The 15022-nt window shown below is 42.1% G+C and carries 20 protein-coding genes, 1 tRNA gene and 1 pseudogene; 4 read left to right on the top strand and 18 right to left on the bottom strand.

The window, feature by feature from the left end; genetic code table 11:
* Positions 1 to 19: 19 nt before the first annotated feature.
* From BSCG_RS00815 to BSCG_RS00870, 13 genes and pseudogenes are all read right to left on the bottom strand, one after another.
* Positions 20 to 451, bottom strand: a complete 432-nt coding sequence (locus tag BSCG_RS00815) for a hypothetical protein (RefSeq protein ID WP_008777539.1) — start codon at positions 449 to 451, stop codon at positions 20 to 22.
* Between the two features lie 504 nt (positions 452 to 955).
* Positions 956 to 1624: a tyrosine-type recombinase/integrase gene (locus BSCG_RS30190; RefSeq protein WP_241762178.1), complete on the bottom strand. Its 669-nt coding sequence runs from the start codon at positions 1622 to 1624 to the stop codon at positions 956 to 958.
* A gap of 24 nt (positions 1625 to 1648) precedes the next feature.
* Positions 1649 to 1792 (bottom strand): annotated as a pseudogene (locus BSCG_RS30715) (phage integrase SAM-like domain-containing protein); the annotation flags it as partial.
* Positions 1793 to 1921: 129 nt separating this feature from the next.
* Positions 1922 to 2350, bottom strand: coding sequence for a hypothetical protein (locus tag BSCG_RS00820; protein ID WP_008777537.1), 429 nt, complete (start codon positions 2348 to 2350; stop codon positions 1922 to 1924).
* Positions 2347 to 2814: a DUF4494 domain-containing protein gene (locus tag BSCG_RS00825; RefSeq protein ID WP_008777536.1), complete on the bottom strand. Its 468-nt coding sequence runs from the start codon at positions 2812 to 2814 to the stop codon at positions 2347 to 2349. The genes BSCG_RS00820 and BSCG_RS00825 overlap by 4 nt, the downstream gene beginning before the upstream one ends.
* Positions 2815 to 2845: 31 nt before the next feature.
* Positions 2846 to 3115 carry a hypothetical protein gene (locus BSCG_RS00830; RefSeq protein WP_008777535.1) on the bottom strand — a complete coding sequence of 90 codons (270 nt, stop codon included), beginning with the start codon at positions 3113 to 3115 and terminating at the stop codon, positions 2846 to 2848.
* A 159-nt stretch (positions 3116 to 3274) separates the two neighbouring features.
* Positions 3275 to 3802: a host-nuclease inhibitor Gam family protein gene (locus BSCG_RS00840; protein WP_008777533.1), complete on the bottom strand. Its 528-nt coding sequence runs from the start codon at positions 3800 to 3802 to the stop codon at positions 3275 to 3277.
* 31 nt (positions 3803 to 3833) lie between these two features.
* Positions 3834 to 4145, bottom strand: coding sequence for a hypothetical protein (locus BSCG_RS00845; protein ID WP_241762177.1), 312 nt, complete (start codon positions 4143 to 4145; stop codon positions 3834 to 3836).
* A gap of 15 nt (positions 4146 to 4160) precedes the next feature.
* Positions 4161 to 4745: a helix-turn-helix domain-containing protein gene (locus tag BSCG_RS00850; protein WP_008777531.1), complete on the bottom strand. Its 585-nt coding sequence runs from the start codon at positions 4743 to 4745 to the stop codon at positions 4161 to 4163.
* A complete protein-coding gene (locus BSCG_RS00855) occupies positions 4742 to 5215 on the bottom strand; it encodes a hypothetical protein (protein ID WP_008777530.1) in 474 nt (157 codons plus the stop codon). Before BSCG_RS00855 ends, BSCG_RS00850 begins: the two co-directional genes overlap by 4 nt.
* 34 nt (positions 5216 to 5249) lie before the next feature.
* A complete protein-coding gene (locus BSCG_RS00860) occupies positions 5250 to 5903 on the bottom strand; it encodes a hypothetical protein (protein WP_008777529.1) in 654 nt (217 codons plus the stop codon).
* Entirely contained in the window at positions 5900 to 6796 is an 897-nt protein-coding gene (locus BSCG_RS00865; protein WP_008777528.1) for an AAA family ATPase, read from the bottom strand. The genes BSCG_RS00860 and BSCG_RS00865 overlap by 4 nt, the downstream gene beginning before the upstream one ends.
* A gap of 37 nt (positions 6797 to 6833) precedes the next feature.
* A complete protein-coding gene (locus BSCG_RS00870) occupies positions 6834 to 8912 on the bottom strand; it encodes a hypothetical protein (RefSeq protein WP_032849875.1) in 2079 nt (692 codons plus the stop codon).
* Between the two features lie 167 nt (positions 8913 to 9079).
* Between BSCG_RS00870 and BSCG_RS00875 the strand changes: the two genes are divergently transcribed.
* The gene (locus BSCG_RS00875; protein WP_008777526.1) at positions 9080 to 9289 is read left to right on the top strand and encodes a hypothetical protein; all 210 of its coding nucleotides are present in this window, start codon (positions 9080 to 9082) and stop codon (positions 9287 to 9289) included.
* Here the strand turns inward: BSCG_RS00875 and BSCG_RS00880 are convergent.
* From BSCG_RS00880 to BSCG_RS00890, 3 genes are read right to left on the bottom strand one after another with little or no spacing between them, the layout of a single operon-like run.
* Positions 9286 to 9783 carry a hypothetical protein gene (locus BSCG_RS00880; RefSeq protein ID WP_139016523.1) on the bottom strand — a complete coding sequence of 166 codons (498 nt, stop codon included), beginning with the start codon at positions 9781 to 9783 and terminating at the stop codon, positions 9286 to 9288. The two genes, BSCG_RS00875 and BSCG_RS00880, sit on opposite strands and share 4 nt — an antisense overlap.
* A complete protein-coding gene (locus tag BSCG_RS00885) occupies positions 9780 to 9962 on the bottom strand; it encodes a hypothetical protein (protein WP_008777524.1) in 183 nt (60 codons plus the stop codon). The genes BSCG_RS00880 and BSCG_RS00885 overlap by 4 nt, the downstream gene beginning before the upstream one ends.
* Before the next feature lie 19 nt (positions 9963 to 9981).
* Complete coding sequence (locus BSCG_RS00890; protein ID WP_008777523.1) at positions 9982 to 10200, bottom strand: hypothetical protein; 219 nt, start codon at positions 10198 to 10200, stop codon at positions 9982 to 9984.
* A gap of 143 nt (positions 10201 to 10343) precedes the next feature.
* Here BSCG_RS00890 and BSCG_RS28385 point away from each other — a divergent pair, with 143 nt between their 5' ends.
* The 3 genes from BSCG_RS28385 to BSCG_RS00900 all read left to right on the top strand — a co-directional run bounded on the left by BSCG_RS28385 (position 10344) and on the right by BSCG_RS00900 (position 11763).
* Positions 10344 to 10919, top strand: coding sequence for a hypothetical protein (locus tag BSCG_RS28385; protein ID WP_008777522.1), 576 nt, complete (start codon positions 10344 to 10346; stop codon positions 10917 to 10919).
* A gap of 28 nt (positions 10920 to 10947) precedes the next feature.
* The gene (locus tag BSCG_RS00895) at positions 10948 to 11160 is read left to right on the top strand and encodes a hypothetical protein (RefSeq protein ID WP_008777521.1); all 213 of its coding nucleotides are present in this window, start codon (positions 10948 to 10950) and stop codon (positions 11158 to 11160) included.
* Positions 11161 to 11364: 204 nt separating this feature from the next.
* On the top strand, positions 11365 to 11763 hold the full coding sequence (locus tag BSCG_RS00900; RefSeq protein WP_008777520.1) for a hypothetical protein: 399 nt from the start codon (positions 11365 to 11367) through the stop codon (positions 11761 to 11763).
* Between the two features lie 259 nt (positions 11764 to 12022).
* Here BSCG_RS00900 and BSCG_RS00905 read toward each other — a convergent pair.
* Both BSCG_RS00905 and tnpC read right to left on the bottom strand, forming a co-directional pair.
* Positions 12023 to 12095, bottom strand: a tRNA-Met gene (locus BSCG_RS00905).
* Between the two features lie 1296 nt (positions 12096 to 13391).
* Complete coding sequence (tnpC, locus tag BSCG_RS00910) at positions 13392 to 15005, bottom strand: IS66 family transposase (protein ID WP_008777519.1); 1614 nt, start codon at positions 15003 to 15005, stop codon at positions 13392 to 13394.
* Positions 15006 to 15022: the final 17 nt, after the last annotated feature.

Below are 15022 nucleotides of genomic sequence, written 5' to 3'. Positions count from 1 at the left end.
TTACTAAATACTTTTCTAGTTATACGCCAATTATCTTATCATTGATACGAAATATGCTATCACTCACAAAATCATATATCTTATACATAAGTTCCGGTTCTTCCTTTTTCGGAGAATAAACCACCACCCTTTTACCTGCGCCTTTCATCCAGCCCGCTTCTGTGTTAGCAGACCGACCACAAGGAAGAACCATAACACAGACATCCGCCCACTTCATGCCGTTAAAATCTGAATCAAATCCTTTTTGTGCAATCGGGTGATTAAGAGCTTCACAATATTGCTCTGCTGTCCAGTTTTGCCAATTAAGGTCTATATCAGACCATTGGAAGCCACCATTACCATGTGGGGGATTCTTAAAATCATAGACCTCATGCCCTAAATCACGGAGAATATTTACAACATCCTGTTGAAATACATTTCTCCAACTACTTGCTACATAAATTTTTGCCATAATATTCTTTTTATAATTTTACTTTTGTATTTTTGCCACAGCATTTGCAAACAATAGGGTAAAAATGCTTTTTGGCATTTATGGGTTCGAATCCCAGTTAAATGTTAGGCATATGCCGAGATAACTATTATTTTTTTAAGTTATGGCAGACATAGAAACTATATTAAACATAGTTGCGTGTGTCTTTACCATAATATCAAGTTATGAGGATGTCAAAAAGACATTAAAGAAGGCATACACTGCATTAAAAAGGGTGTCCAGAAATGGATGCCCTTTCTGTTTTATATATTATTTGATTCATTACTTTTCTTATTTTGAGTATTACTAAAAACCGGTCTTTCCCGGCTGTCAGCCTTAGCTATGTGATAACTTCAACACTGGTGTTAGACATACACAAGACGCCCTCTTAGTGCGGGCAATGACGTCCTTTAACCCGCCCCGTCTCTTCGGTTTATTATTTCATTATTAAGAACGTTTGCCTGCCGCCAGGCAAACGTTCAATTGTTATTTTCTAAAAAACATATCCCCTGAAATACTTCTTGCCATATCATCATTCGTCAAACGAATGTAGCGGAAGAAGTTTTGTTCCGAACGGTGCCCGATTAGTTTCATGATTTCCAGAGTTTTCATGCGTCCCGTCAAATACATGTTGGTGGCTGCACTCCTTCTGGCTGTATGACTACTTATCAGTTCCCATTTTTCACGAGTGACAGTTTTAAGTTCTCCGCCTTCTGTATAGGAAAAAGTGATTTTATCATTCAGACCGATTTCCCGCATAATCAACTTCAAGTACTTATTGAAGTATTGGATGCAAAGCCCTAACGGTATCTGACCATTGTATTTCGCAAAGATTTCCTTCACATAGTCATGAGCCGGAACCTTCACATCAACATTCGTTTTCTTGGTACGTTTTACAATGTATCCGTTTTGCAGGTTGTCTGCCGTCAGTGTAGAGTAGTCGGAATATCTTAATGCAGTCAGGCAACCAACGACAAACAGGTCGCGGATACGTTCTTTCGCCTTTCTCTTGTCCTGGTTCTCGAACTTATAATAATAAATCCGGGTGATTTCGTTCATGGACAAGAAGACTGCAAACGTTGGCTCCGTACGCATGGCTATCGCATCATAAGTCGCATCTACCGCATAATTGTATTGCGAAGCCTTTCTGATCATTGATTGCATTTTCAGAATATAACCTACAATCGTATTGTGCCGCAAACCGCAATTCTCGAGATAAATGATAAAATCGTCAAGGAACTCTTCTGTGACGGAATTCGTAAAAATGTCACAATCATAAAGCCGGGAAAACTCGTTCAGATGCTTGATAATGGCATCATACAAGCGGAATAGTGTGCCGACTTGCGCCGGGATTTCTTTTCAACCACTTCGCCGATAAAGTCTGCAAAGAAAATTCCTTCCAGGGGCTTTGACTGTCGGAAGTGATTTATATAGTCCTTTCTTGGCTTTGCCTCAAGGACCGGATGTGATACTGCTAGTACTGCTTTGGCTATTCATTTTTAAGGTTTGTTGTTTCAAAGAATCTTCGTATTCAGCTTCCATACGCTCAATCTCCGCCAGACATGCAGGCCACCCGGGGAAGCCGCCGATATTCTTATCGTCAATATAGACGTGCGCGTATATTTTCTTTCCACCTTCACCACCGTATTTGGTCAAATTATCCGGATCGTGGTCGTTGATACGACTGAATGGAATCTGATGTTCAAGAAGCCAGTTGATAGCTTCCAAAAGTCTGTCTCCGGTACGGCAAGTCCATATGATAATCTTATGACCTTGCGAATAGAGCTTTCTCAGCGATTCACCCGCATACGGTTGTTCTCCGTCAATAGCCGGGTATTTACCCCGGCTAATGGTTCCGTCAAAGTCTACAGCTATAATCATTCCCTGAATTCCGGTTCGTTATCTGATGCCGTATATGGATAAACATCCATAATAGCCGTCTCCGTCACCGATGGAACCTGATAATCCGCCATCGTTCCCTTCATCGCTTCGTCCAGGTTCTTTTTCGCACGGTCGAGGTCGGAAGCCTGAACTAGCACATAAGTGGAAGTACATTTCTCTGCCCCGCTCTTTTCATCAAGAGTGATGAAGACCAGTTTGCACTTGAACCAGCGGTCATCCTGTTCATCATTACTAGGGAACAATTCGCTGTAGTTAGCACGTTTAATATCCGATACGGTGAATTCTCCCGATATGAAGGGTGTCATCTCTTCGATAATACGTGCTTCCGCTTCCGTAAAGCTAAGCGCGTCAACCAGATAGGGTTCAGTTACTTTTTTCTGCATTCCGTTATCCATCACCTTTTCGTAACGGATACGGCATTCAAACCATGTGTGCATTGCCATAATTGTAAGTTGTTTAATTGTTGATAAAATGTTATTTAAAATAGATTGAGATCAGTGTACGTCCGGAACGCTTGACAAAGATGACCATCTCTTCTTCATCCGTCACCAGTTCCGCAGTTACATTCTCTTTTCCGAGCAGCTTTAAGTCTTCCTTTATACCCCATTCCAACATCTCAAAGTCAAATTTTGAACCGAAAGGAAAAAAACTATTAAATTCTTTCAGTGTGTAATCCGTGATGTCTTTGAGCCACTCCGGCATCCGTTCACGCCGGAGATTGCTCTTATAGATGAATTTCTTCATGATTTAGGGGCTTGATATTTCCAACCGTTCAGTCGAAAACATTCTTTCCGGGCTTCTTCGCGGGTGGAAAATTCCGCCACTTTGTTTCCAGTACTAATATTCCCGGACTTTTCCCATCGGTAAACCGCCCAACGGCTACCGATAGGATCGTACGAGTACTCAGGACGGTTGTTCGTTTTCTTTCTTGGGTTCCACATAGAAGGTTTCATCTTGTACTATTGTCATCCCACACTTTGATAATTGTTCAGCCACATCCTCCTTATCGCGATCGGCAAAAAGGCGGTCCTTCGCCAGTTCTTCGCTTACACGGATGTACCCAGGAAGAAATTCCTTCACCAGGTTAGTGACGGACGCCCAAGTAAAACCCTTGATGATTTTAAGCTTGGGCGTGCCTGTACGGAAACCGAACGTACCATGAGCACTTTCATAACTTTTGCGCCTGGAAAACAATTCTTCACGATGTTCGGTAGCAAATGTCTGCATGATTTCAAAGTTCTTCTCTTTAATGTCCTGCTGTTCTGCTAGTGCATCCGCATATTTGTCACGGATGCGGGTGATTTCCATATCCATTTTGCTTTGGATATTCTGCACTTTGGCGTCAGCCGTTGCAAACTCACTGAAGGCGATTTCCGCCTGTTCCAATGTAATGCCGGAAATAACGACTTTCTTTACTCTTGTCTTTGCCATAATTCTTTTCTTTTAATGGTTCATACTATGATTAATACTTGATATTGAATTTCTCTGAACTTCCCGATCCTGGAAGGTATTTACGGTCTTCGTCCGTCAGTTCCGAAGGGGCTTTCAACTTCGCAAGGCTGACTTTATCCCGTTCAATGCGTATTCCTGTACTGTTCAATTCTAAAATCAAATCATCCGTTTCCTTCGATTTTTCCGAAGTATCACGTTCCATCAGGATGTTGATGATTTCATCCATACGGGATTCGTCCCGGATGATGCGCTCCTTCAAGCGGGTGATCTCCTGAAGACGAAAGGACATGAGATCACCGGATTCTTTTTGCAGGCGTGCCATGATTACCGTCCTTCCTTATCTAATTCCATTGCCTATGTTTTTAAAATTTAGGACAACCGGACTTGCATCCAATTCGCTTTTACAATAATAGACCTTAGTACCTTTACGATATCCAGTAATGAGTCCTTTATCCGTCCAGGATTTCAAGGTAGTCTTACTACATCCGATATATTCGTACGCCTTCGTCTGAATAAGGAAATCACCCCGGTCGTAGCTTTCCGGCATCTTCTTATAAGCAGAACGTTGGCGACGTTCGAGCAATAAGTCATCCACCAGCCTTTCCAATTTCTCTATTCGCCGGAGCAATGACTCCGTAGAGACTTTAGGCTCCGGACTGGGGGCTGCAATTTTCTGATATTTCTCAATATCCGGAATCAATTCTGCCATTTCAATACGCCCTATGAGGTATTTGGCAGCGTCACGGGCGGCACAATAAACGGATTCATCACGTTCCGCATCCGCCACATCACGCACATACCGCTCAAACACCCATACTTCGCCACGACGATTTGCCAATACATCCGCCTGGATCAGACTTAACTTGTCCCCCTTCTTCCGAAGAATAGCAATCGCTTTACTTATTTCCTGACTTTTTCTCATGATTTCTTGTTTTTAGATTTATTATTTTCGTTGTAGGCAATAGCTTCCAGTTGCTTCTTGAAAGCTTTTAGCTCGGAAAGATACATCTCCGTCACGTTCTTGTGGGAAGCGCTCTTGCTGCGGGCAAACATGTTCAGTTTGGCCTTATTCATCTCAAATTCTTCCTCCGTGTCATTGCTATATCCCTTGTTCAGAAAGGAGATTCCAAAAGACAGTTTGAATATAGCCTTCACTTGCTTCAGTGATTCCGCCTGTTCCCGTTCTTTCTTTTTTATATCGGATTCATTCAGCCGCTCAAGCATCTGCCTTGCCTCATTGAAAGTCAGTTCCTTTGTACTATTGACACGTCCTTCCGTAAAGCGACTGATAAAATCATGACGATCTTCTTCATCAAATCCCTTGCTGCGGAATGTGGCATGCAACGCTTTCAACTGTCCCGGACTGATAGGCTTACCCTTAGTCATTTTCATTGTTAATCACTTATTACTAAACATTTATCACTAGTCAGATTTCTTCTCCCCAATAAAGTCTGGACTTTTCCGGCCAAATATCGAAATGCCCGCGCGGCCCGATGAAACGGCCTTTGGAAAATGCCCTGTATCCTTCTACATAGATTTTCAGTGACGCGTCGAACATCACGCTTTTTGCGCTACGTCCGGTTGGCAGACGCCCGGTGGCATGGCTGATAAAAATCAGCAGCTTGCCACGATGCTTTTCTTTGAACTCAATGTACTGCCGGTAAGTCATCTGCGTGTACTGAAAACTGTCTATAACCACAAAATCAGGCGCTTTCTGACGTTTGATACGCAGGCTTAACTGATCCAACGGCTCCGCGTCCAGAAGCAGGAAGCGTCGGTTTACTTCCTGCATTTGGAAACGCATAAGCGTATTCTGCATCGTAAGGCAGGCACCCTCTTCCAGACTATCATAAGCCACACGCCCAAACCGGCATAAATATTTGCAGAGCTGCATCACGAAAGAAGTTTTTCCGTTACCCGTGTTCCCCCAGATAAACCAGACACCACGACGTTCGGGAGTATTGAAAGCCTCGAACCAGTCACCTTCGAAAGGCAACGTATCAAATTTCATGTTCAGCACTTCCCGAACGCCTTTAGCGTTACGGGCAAACGTGCGGGCTTCATTTACCTTTCCGCTCATGCCTGTTTTCCTCCTTCCAACCGTCTGGCTTCAAGCATGCGCTTACAGGCATGCACCACCCGTTTTACCCGGCGGAGATCATATTCGCCCTGCATCGCTTCACGCATTACACGTTTTATTTCACCCGGGTCAGTCAGACCGTTCGCCTTGCAGATGGCATATATGTCCTGTTCCGTAGCCACATTCACGTCAAAGAATTTACGACCGATACGGCTGTTTATCTCCTTATAGCCTTTCTTGTTATAACGCAAGCCGTTCTCCAGGCGACGTTTGATATAGTCGGTAGAAAGGAAGACAATGCCGCTTTTACCTTCCAGGCGGTTGTAGATGGAAATGAAGTAGTTGAAAACGGAATCCGTCAGTTTGTCTCCTTCATCAAAAATAAGGACCGGATTTTTCAGGAAAGCAATCATGCTGATAGAGTATTCCAAAATGTCACGCAGATTCGTTCCGTCTACCGGAGCTCCCACCTGCTTGGCTATTTCACGCACGAAATCGCTTTTCTTCATATCCTCCGAACAAAGGATATAAAACACATTGCGATGCGTACGACGATACTCTATGGCAGCCGTTGTCTTTCCACATCCGGCATCACCGACTACCCAGGTAACATTCCGGTACATCTGGGCGTCGCTCATGGCGAAAGTGAGACGGGTAAAGGTATCGCTTTCGTGCAGCGTCCAGTTTTCAAGGCTATAGCCTATTTGCGTAGCGATACGGATAAACATGTCATCGCTGATATTGGTATACTTGCCATTGGTAATTTGCGAAACGGTGGCGGCACTTACACCGTTAAGACTCTCACTGGCACGGTTCTGTGAAGGATAGTTGCTGCAATATTCCGTCAGAGCTTCGCGGATAGCGTCCTTCTCCTGTTTTGTAAGTTCTTTCATTGTCTGATTGGTATTTGATTGATTATTGAATACTGGTTTAAAAGTCTTTGTACATATCCGCCCAAGTGAAACCGGACGTTTCTTTGGTAAATTCCCCGACAGACGCGACGCCACTTTCTTCATCATCCGGTTCGTAGGTTCCCGGTCCGGTGCCGGGAAGATAGTCTACCGGAGCTCTCAACTTGCCGTCGGCATATTCTTCACGGTAATCGTCCATCGAATCTTTTGACACTCCTACCGGACGGGGAATAATCAGTCTGGTGTAGGCTTCGCTCATACTCTCTTCCAGCAACAGTTCTTCCGAAGCAATGTGATGGGCAACGCGGGCACGTTCGTTTTCCCGCAGTTGGGTAAACAGGAAGTGGTTATCTTTTTCATCCCGCTCGGCAGTGGCACGGTGAATCTTGACTTTCGGAGTAGCGTCGGTTTCGTAAACCAGTCCGGTAGCGGTAGTCCGCCATAGTTCGATGACTGTCATGTCTTTCGGATCGTAACGGTAACGGAAACTTTCGCCTACATTCTGCATGTGGAAGTTAAGGTCTACCTGTCCGCTTTCGTCATACACCTGGTAGCGATATTCTTTTTTATCTATTTCAAAGCAATAGCCGTCCTTTCCGTATTTCACACTAGTGGTGGAGAATATCTTGAAGAGGTCCGCCACTTCATAGTCTTCCAGTGGTTCCGCATTCGGACTGTTGAGGGAAGTATACATTTCCATGCGGGTCATTCCGGTTTCGGAAGTCGGATGATCCATGGTGTTCCACTCATTGCGGCAGGCTATATATTGTTCTTTCACCTCTTCCAGTGTCGGCAGACGTTCGATATTTACCATGATAAGGTCCACATTGACATGGCTGTTTTCCTTGACGGCCGTAACGTTCTGCCCTGTAAAGTTGTATAGCTTATGAAGTACCTGCTGCTGGAAGCGTCCGAAAGCGCTTTCAATACTTTTCGATTGTCCGTTGTGCGGCATGGTGGTCTTATGCAGGTGGCATATCTTCTTGAAGAATGTCTGGGCACCTTTAGTCTTATGTCCTCCCTGGTTATCCGTCACTATCTCGTATGGCTTGACTTTCCATGTTTCCAGAGCCATGCGGTAGGCGTCATATTGGGTCAGGAAGTTCTCCTGTCCGAATGAATACCCCAAAAACACTTCGGTACAGGCATCCATCACTTCGTATACGTCAATAGTACGGGCTACCATGCGTTTCTGTTTCTTGTCATAGTCCTTGTAGTAAAGATTAAGCTTGGTTCCGTCACCATACCAAAGCGTGTTCGGCATTTCCGGCAACTGGGTGTCAAATAACGGCATGAACTCGTTTTTGAAAGCCACTTCACCATAAACAGAAGCGTACCACCACAGTTTGACGGCGGTCTTATAGAGATAATTCGTCACGGTATTGGGTGATTCAATGCGTTTTAACCCCTTTTCCTCGGCTATCCGGTTATACTCCTCGAATATCTGCATATCAGTATATACAGGGAATTTACTACGTTTGAGTCTTAACAGAAGGCGTCCTTCCTTGGGACCGACCTTACGGGCTACCTGATTGCCTATATTCCCATTAATAAGGGCTACATAACTGCGTTTTTTGTAATCATTGTATTTTTCTATCAGGCGGGCCGCACTTTTCGGAAGAGTGTGTCCGTACCGTTCACGCAAGCTCTCGCAGAGAGCGATAATCGTATCGCGAACCAGCGGCTTATGTTGGTAGCCACTTTGGTTGTGTATACCTTTCAAGTCCATTTCCTTAGCCACCATGGCATTAAGGACCTTGACGTTCAGCATGTATTCCGTCTGCCGTTCGATCGTTATTTTCGGGGTATATGTCCGGAAGAAATTGGCGGCTTTTTCATCACCTTTCAATCGTTCATTCATGGGAACTATCTGTTTTTTGAGTTGTTTCTTGGCGTCAGGATATTTTGCGTCATAATTCGCACGTATGGTTTCAGGCATACTTTCGTATACAATCCGCACCTTACGCCCGTTGCCGCCTTTTTGCAAGAGAACAAACTTTTTCTCACGAACATGTTTTTTATAATTGGACTTACTCATAATCCCGCTTCCCACAAGTTCGTCATACGTAACACAAAGTGTTTTACCAAACATTTCCATAATCAGAAACCTTTATATTTTAAATTAGCGCAAGCGTCCGGCACCGACCCGAACCCGTAAGCCACCCGTGAAAGCTCTTATCTTGCATGTCAAAAAACACTATCCCTATTCCTCACGAACCAGAATAGTTTGCTACCTTTGTAGCTATCAACTTAAAATAAACTAACATGAATAACTTCTTAAAAAAACAGCAAGAAGAGTATAGTAAACTCACTTGTCCTATTTGTGGCTGTAAGCCCAAGTTAACTCCAAACGGTTCGGAATCTTGCGCTCATGAAGAATTAGAACGCTTAATGGATGAAGTAGATAATCGGTTGCTCAAAGAAGAACGAGAATCTGAACCACATCGTATTAAACCATTTGCCAAGAAAGGTTAGTAGTAATGAGTTTTCCCAACTCCAATTCCAAGAACAGAGAATGAGGTGAATTCTGTATCATCTGGGAACTTGTCGAATTCTTCTTGCAATATTTTGATAAGTTCCCATTTACTTCTAGGTCTCTCTAATTTAAAATCGAAAGCCTTTTTTTCTGTAATCTTACTTCTTTGAAGTTTTATCTTGCTGACATCGATACCTGATATTGCAACTGGACCACAGCCTGTTTTTACTTCAGTAGATGGTTCTGATAGTTCTTGAAGAATAGATAGAACCTCTTTTCGTATGATTTCAGATTGATCCTGTATTGGGCTAATCGAAGTACGGAGCTTTATTTCTCTAAGATCATCATGAAATAAAAACTTTTCGTTGTCTGATATAACTTTTATATTAGCATTTTCCATTGGCTGAATCTCCAAATTACCACCTGTTTTTTTGTATACAGACAGCATCTTTGGTAGCGCATCGGCATGGATCGTAAATTGATACTTCATCACTCAGCCCCCCTTTCTTCCTCTTCCAAAGCCCTTCCCAACAACATAGCTACCGAAAGAACCAGCAACACACCAGCCGTACAGGCATCCTTTATTGAAACGCCAAGCCCGTCAACCAAATTGAGAGCCACAATAAACGCAGCCGCAGCAGCCACATTCTGAATCCATCTAATTATTTTCATAACTTAATTTATTTAATAGTTACTTATCCAGTTTATCCAATGTATTAGCATGAACCGCTTCTTTAAGCGTCTTCGCATCTTTCAACACACCACCCATTTCCAAAGCAGCTTTCCGCAACATATTAGCAATATTGCTTTTCGTTTTAAACTTCAAAGCATCCCTGACAGTCACCTCGCTAACGCCAAATTTCTCTGCCAGTTCCCGCTTAGCTCCATAATCCATTAAAATCTTTGCCATATCCTATTATTGATTAATTAATTTCTTTTCGTATATTAGCACCCATCTTTCGCTTTGGAAAGATACTGCAAATATAAACAAGTTTATAATAACGGCAAAATAAAATATAAACTTTTAATCGTTTACACCTAAATAAGTTTAGTATGACTGTACATGATCGTGTGAAATTGGTGGTCAAATGGCTAATAGGCACAGGAGTTGCTAAAAATCAAGAGAGCATAGGAAGGCTGTTAGGATATTCTAATAAGTCTTCATTCTCACAAATACTTAATAATAAGGTACCACTACCCAATGACTTCATAGACAGATTATGTATATTAAATAGAAATATAAACAAAGTTTGGATTGAAGAAGAAATAGGGAATATGATAGCTGATATATCTACCCCAATTTCTCCAATTAACGAAAATATATTTGTACCATCTACTGTATCTAATCAATCCGATACCATTGCTCTACGCTTAATGGATAAGCTCGATGAAAAAGATAATATAATAAGCGAGAAAGAGGCCAAAATAGAAAAACTTCTAAAAGAAAACGGTCGTCTTGAAGAACGTATCCGCCAATTAGAATCTCAGGATAAGGAGTCTGAACAACACTCAAAAACAGATAATATCACCGAAGCTTTTACCTCAGAATCATCTGGCGACTATGGAGAAGACTCCTTACCCACGAAGCAGCCCACCACCTCAAAGAGATCATCGGTTGGGAAAACATAATCATTTTGTTATTAAAGCTCATTGCTTCATGAAAACAGAAGATGAAGTTATAGAGGTTAACTACACAATATTGCTATTATATATAAACTTAAAACAACAAAACATGGAAACAAGAGAAATTATTTACAGCTATGTCAATCTGATCACTTCTGGTAGCAGCTATAACTGCGACTCCCCATTAGCTCAAGAAGTTAAAAAGACCATAAAGGAGAATAAAGATTTAAGCGATGTAGATTTATAAAAAAAGATAGATGAAGAATTCGGTCCACTAATCGAATTAAATGCTAAGTATGCGCATATTGAAAAAATAAATAACATCAAGAGATGGACGATGTTTATTGGATTTGCTTTTATTATAGGATTTGTTGCTGCATTTATCGGGGCTATAATATTAACATCAAATGTTTTTAAGTAAACAAGCACATGCAAGGTAAATATTAGTATCATGGAATTAAAAGATTTTGTAAAAGAGACACTATTACAAATTACTCAAGGAATAAAGGAAGCTCAAGAAGCTACTGAAGAATATGGCAGTGTCATTAATCCCAGTTCATATAATTCAGGAGAGAACTATAATCATGCCACTATTAAAAACAAGAAATATCCTATACAGGATGTCGAATTTGAAGTTGCCCTCACTGCTTCTACAGAAGAAGGTAACAAATCAGGAATAGGTGTAGCATTTGGTGCTTTTGCTATTGGTGGAAATAAAAATTCAGGAGAAAAAAATGTTTCAGTAACTAATATCAAATTTACTATACCAGCAGTATTTCCAACTGTTGATAGCGAAAATAAGCCCGTATATCCTACAGTTTTGAAAAATCCTCGTCAGAATCGCATGTAATATACATGAATATATCATAAGCAATAAGCACGGTGCTTTCAACACAAGGTCGATGATTAGGATTGTTAAGGAGTCGATTTATAATTTTCTTTTTCAATCGTCTATCTCTCCACCTCTTTATTGAATTTAAAAATCTGCGATACATACTCATTTCTTTAAATAAATCTCCTGGCAGAATTACCAGGAGATTCTCTTATCCAACAATCATTTTACCAACACTCCTTGTACTTCGGAGCAACCAATCCATATCAAAAGCTTGTGGCGTAAACAAGACTCGAACTTGTGACCTCATGGGTATGAACCATGTGAGCTACCAACTGCTCCATTACGCAATATAAAGCAAGCGCACACGCTTTTATGCGCTAAATATACATCTAACTGCGAAATACATCACTACAAATCAAGCACTTACAATAGATTTGCATTTGAATATCCTTTGAAATATAGCGTAATATCCCCCTGTGAATCCGTATTAAAACAGCAAAAAACACATAAATGCAAGAAACATCACTATAAAAATCGACTCTTTTAAGCATATAAAAAGTATCCCCAACTTTCTAATATATAAAATATACGGACAAATAAGTATCCCCAACTCGGTATCCCCAACAGTATCCCCAACTCCATTTTTAACAATTCAGAGAAAGCTATAATTTCCCATTGAAACACATTATTTACGGCTTCTGAATTCTCGTTCAAACAGTTTCTCAAATACTCATAAAATAAGAAGCTATTCCAGTTACTATTTACTGAAATAGGCTATATATAAGGATTCTCACCCTTTAGATGGTGGTTTATGGCCTAATTACATCGGTCGATTAACCTAAAGTTAACCTCTTGTTGTATTTTAGCCGTTTGAATGGTAGTGTAATGTAAGCTAAATGTTACTTGTTGTAACGCATCGTTTTGTTTTTGTCATTCCATAAATTCAGCCCCAAGTTCCCTATTCATCGGCAATACGATAAGTTTTTGCGGCCGTCGTAGTTTACACATATCGTTCTGTGCCCCCTAATTCCATTCCTTAGTTTGATTCATTAATATGATACTTGTATGAGAATGATACGTAGAATCTTCACTTTACTGAAAAGGATTTTTCTTTTTCATTTCTCATATTCTCATAACATACACAATAATCAGCTGTGAATCAAACAGATAACACCATGAGAAATAAAATACAAAAGGGCATTTCTCATAGCTTTTCCGTGATTTAGTCCGTAAAATCGAGCATTTCTCATAGGGTTTAAACCATTTCTCATCTTATTCTCATACTCCGTCTATACATTTTACTCATTTCTCATACAGTATAATTGTAGTTTTTCCGGACTTTTGCCGGATTTACGATTACTCCTTTCCTTCTTCGGTTTTATTAAGCAACTTCTTGCTATTTACTACTTTCCTGTATGTTATTCACCTTATACCTTTATGTTTTTCCCTAATCATTGTTATTTCTTCCTACCACTATTCGTATCGTTGCACTCTAGTGAACAGATCGTTGCACTGGAGTGAACGGTTCTATCTACTCTAGTGAACGTAAGCATTCGGCCTCGCCCGTATTTCTCTCCAAGCTATAATAAAGTCAAAAGCCAGACGAAGCATGTCTGGCTTTTGACTTTATTTATCTTTCTTGTTTATCCTTTCCAATTAAATGGCAGTAAATCGGCGTAGTCGTTTTTCTTTTCTCTTTCATTCTCCTGTACCCTAATCAACACGTCCTGCATCCATAGTTTTGGGTTCACCTTATTTTCCCTGCAACATCCCATCAGTGAAAAGAATATTGCCGCTGCATGTGCCGCTTCATGTGAACCGGAGAAAAGAGTGTTTTTTCTGTTCAAAGTCAATGGCCTTATAGAGCGCTCCACTGGATTATTGTCAATGCAGAACTGTGCATCGTTGACATATCCGGACAGTTGTTCAAAACGTGTGTACATATAGAATATGGCCTTGGCAATAGGCGATTTCTCAACCGTATGTTCATACTCCTGCCTGCACCATTTTTCCAGTCCTTTGATAATAGGGTACGATTCTTCCCGGCGAAGCCTTACTACAGCTCCGCCTTCCAGATGTCCTATCCTGATTTTCTCCTCCACAGCATACAGTCTGCCTATTTGTTCAAGTGCATGCCTTGCTCTAGGAGGATCATTTCCTTCCGCTTCCACAAACTTGCGCCTGACGTGTGCCCAGCAGCACAGGTGCAACTTTCCGGGTAGTGTGTCGAACTCATCATATACTGCAAAGCCGTCACTCTGTACCACCCGAACCTGTCCTGCCAGCAGCGTGTCTATTCCGCTGCTGCCACGTCCCTTGTGATATTCAAAGAATGGGGTATGGAACCGGGGCAGATAGAAGTTCCACATATACCCGCGGTGAAGAGCACCGGGCCGGTCGCTTTCAAGTACGGGATGGGGCGTCTCATCGGCCATGACGTAATAGCTGTCCTTGACCAGTTCACGAAGCTCATTATAGATTGGCTCCAGACGCTGTGCGGCAGCCATCATCCAGTTACTTACGGTAGAAGGACTCAGATGGATGCCTTCACGCTCAAAGATGTCCAGTTGTCTGTACAGAGGCAGGTGGTCGTAATATTTGGCGGTAGCAATGTGTGACAGTACACTTTCCGACGCATTGCTGTGGGGATGTGCCATTACGGGCATGGGAGCAGTTATGATACGACCGTCGGCGAGCCGGTATTTAGGGCGGATGATGCGTCTCACATAGAATCGGGCGGGACTGACGGCATATTGTTCGCTCACTTCCTCTCCCAGCTTCGCCGCTCCCTCCAACGAAAGGCCTTCCGGCATGGGAATGATAATCTCTTCACGGGGAAGGGACGGGTCGATGGGCTTACGGGCGTGGGGAGTAATCTTTTTGGTGAAGCTCTTACGGAAACGGTTGTAACCATTCTCCGATTTGGCAGATTTCTCAGCTGTTTTCTGTTCTTCCGCTACCGGGTCATTGACATCGGACGGAGACTCAAAACAGATGCTCAACTGGCCGGCATCTTCGGGAAGATGGCGTTTTTCACTGGATTTACCCCATAAACGGCGTGTCAAGTCAGCCAATTTCCATCTCAGGTCGGCAATGACGGCTGTACAGGCTGAGATTTCTTCGACCTGGCGGGAATACTCCCGCAAAGAGGATTCGTATTTTCTCTGAAGTTCTGCATGTTCCTTTTCAAGGCGTTCACGTTCCTTGCGCAGCTCTTCGTACTCTTCCAAAGTAAGGGTAATGACCGGTTCTTTCACTGTATATCCACTTTTTT

The sequence above is a fragment of the Bacteroides sp. 2_2_4 genome (genome assembly GCF_000157055.1).
Taxonomy (GTDB): Bacteria; Bacteroidota; Bacteroidia; order Bacteroidales; family Bacteroidaceae; genus Bacteroides; species Bacteroides ovatus.
Note: the sequence above shows the minus strand (reverse complement) of the source record. Positions and strands in the feature narration are given on the sequence as shown.

Coding starts and splice junctions, on each gene's coding strand:
- BSCG_RS00900 (WP_008777520.1), top strand. CDS start 11,365: ATGGAATTAAAAGATTTTGTAAAAGAGACACTATTACAAATTACTCAA.
- BSCG_RS00895 (WP_008777521.1), top strand. CDS start 10,948: ATGAAAACAGAAGATGAAGTTATAGAGGTTAACTACACAATATTGCTA.
- BSCG_RS00855 (WP_008777530.1), bottom strand. CDS start 5,215: ATGAAAATGACTAAGGGTAAGCCTATCAGTCCGGGACAGTTGAAAGCG.
- BSCG_RS28385 (WP_008777522.1), top strand. CDS start 10,344: ATGACTGTACATGATCGTGTGAAATTGGTGGTCAAATGGCTAATAGGC.
- BSCG_RS00860 (WP_008777529.1), bottom strand. CDS start 5,903: ATGAGCGGAAAGGTAAATGAAGCCCGCACGTTTGCCCGTAACGCTAAA.
- BSCG_RS00875 (WP_008777526.1), top strand. CDS start 9,080: ATGAATAACTTCTTAAAAAAACAGCAAGAAGAGTATAGTAAACTCACT.
- BSCG_RS00840 (WP_008777533.1), bottom strand. CDS start 3,802: ATGGCAAAGACAAGAGTAAAGAAAGTCGTTATTTCCGGCATTACATTG.
- BSCG_RS00850 (WP_008777531.1), bottom strand. CDS start 4,745: ATGAGAAAAAGTCAGGAAATAAGTAAAGCGATTGCTATTCTTCGGAAG.
- BSCG_RS30190 (WP_241762178.1), bottom strand. CDS start 1,624: ATGATCAGAAAGGCTTCGCAATACAATTATGCGGTAGATGCGACTTAT.
- BSCG_RS00870 (WP_032849875.1), bottom strand. CDS start 8,912: ATGGAAATGTTTGGTAAAACACTTTGTGTTACGTATGACGAACTTGTG.
- BSCG_RS00830 (WP_008777535.1), bottom strand. CDS start 3,115: ATGAAGAAATTCATCTATAAGAGCAATCTCCGGCGTGAACGGATGCCG.
- BSCG_RS00820 (WP_008777537.1), bottom strand. CDS start 2,350: ATGATTATAGCTGTAGACTTTGACGGAACCATTAGCCGGGGTAAATAC.
- BSCG_RS00885 (WP_008777524.1), bottom strand. CDS start 9,962: ATGAAAATAATTAGATGGATTCAGAATGTGGCTGCTGCGGCTGCGTTT.
- BSCG_RS00825 (WP_008777536.1), bottom strand. CDS start 2,814: ATGGCAATGCACACATGGTTTGAATGCCGTATCCGTTACGAAAAGGTG.
- BSCG_RS00845 (WP_241762177.1), bottom strand. CDS start 4,145: ATGGCACGCCTGCAAAAAGAATCCGGTGATCTCATGTCCTTTCGTCTT.
- BSCG_RS00815 (WP_008777539.1), bottom strand. CDS start 451: ATGGCAAAAATTTATGTAGCAAGTAGTTGGAGAAATGTATTTCAACAG.
- BSCG_RS00890 (WP_008777523.1), bottom strand. CDS start 10,200: ATGGCAAAGATTTTAATGGATTATGGAGCTAAGCGGGAACTGGCAGAG.
- BSCG_RS00865 (WP_008777528.1), bottom strand. CDS start 6,796: ATGAAAGAACTTACAAAACAGGAGAAGGACGCTATCCGCGAAGCTCTG.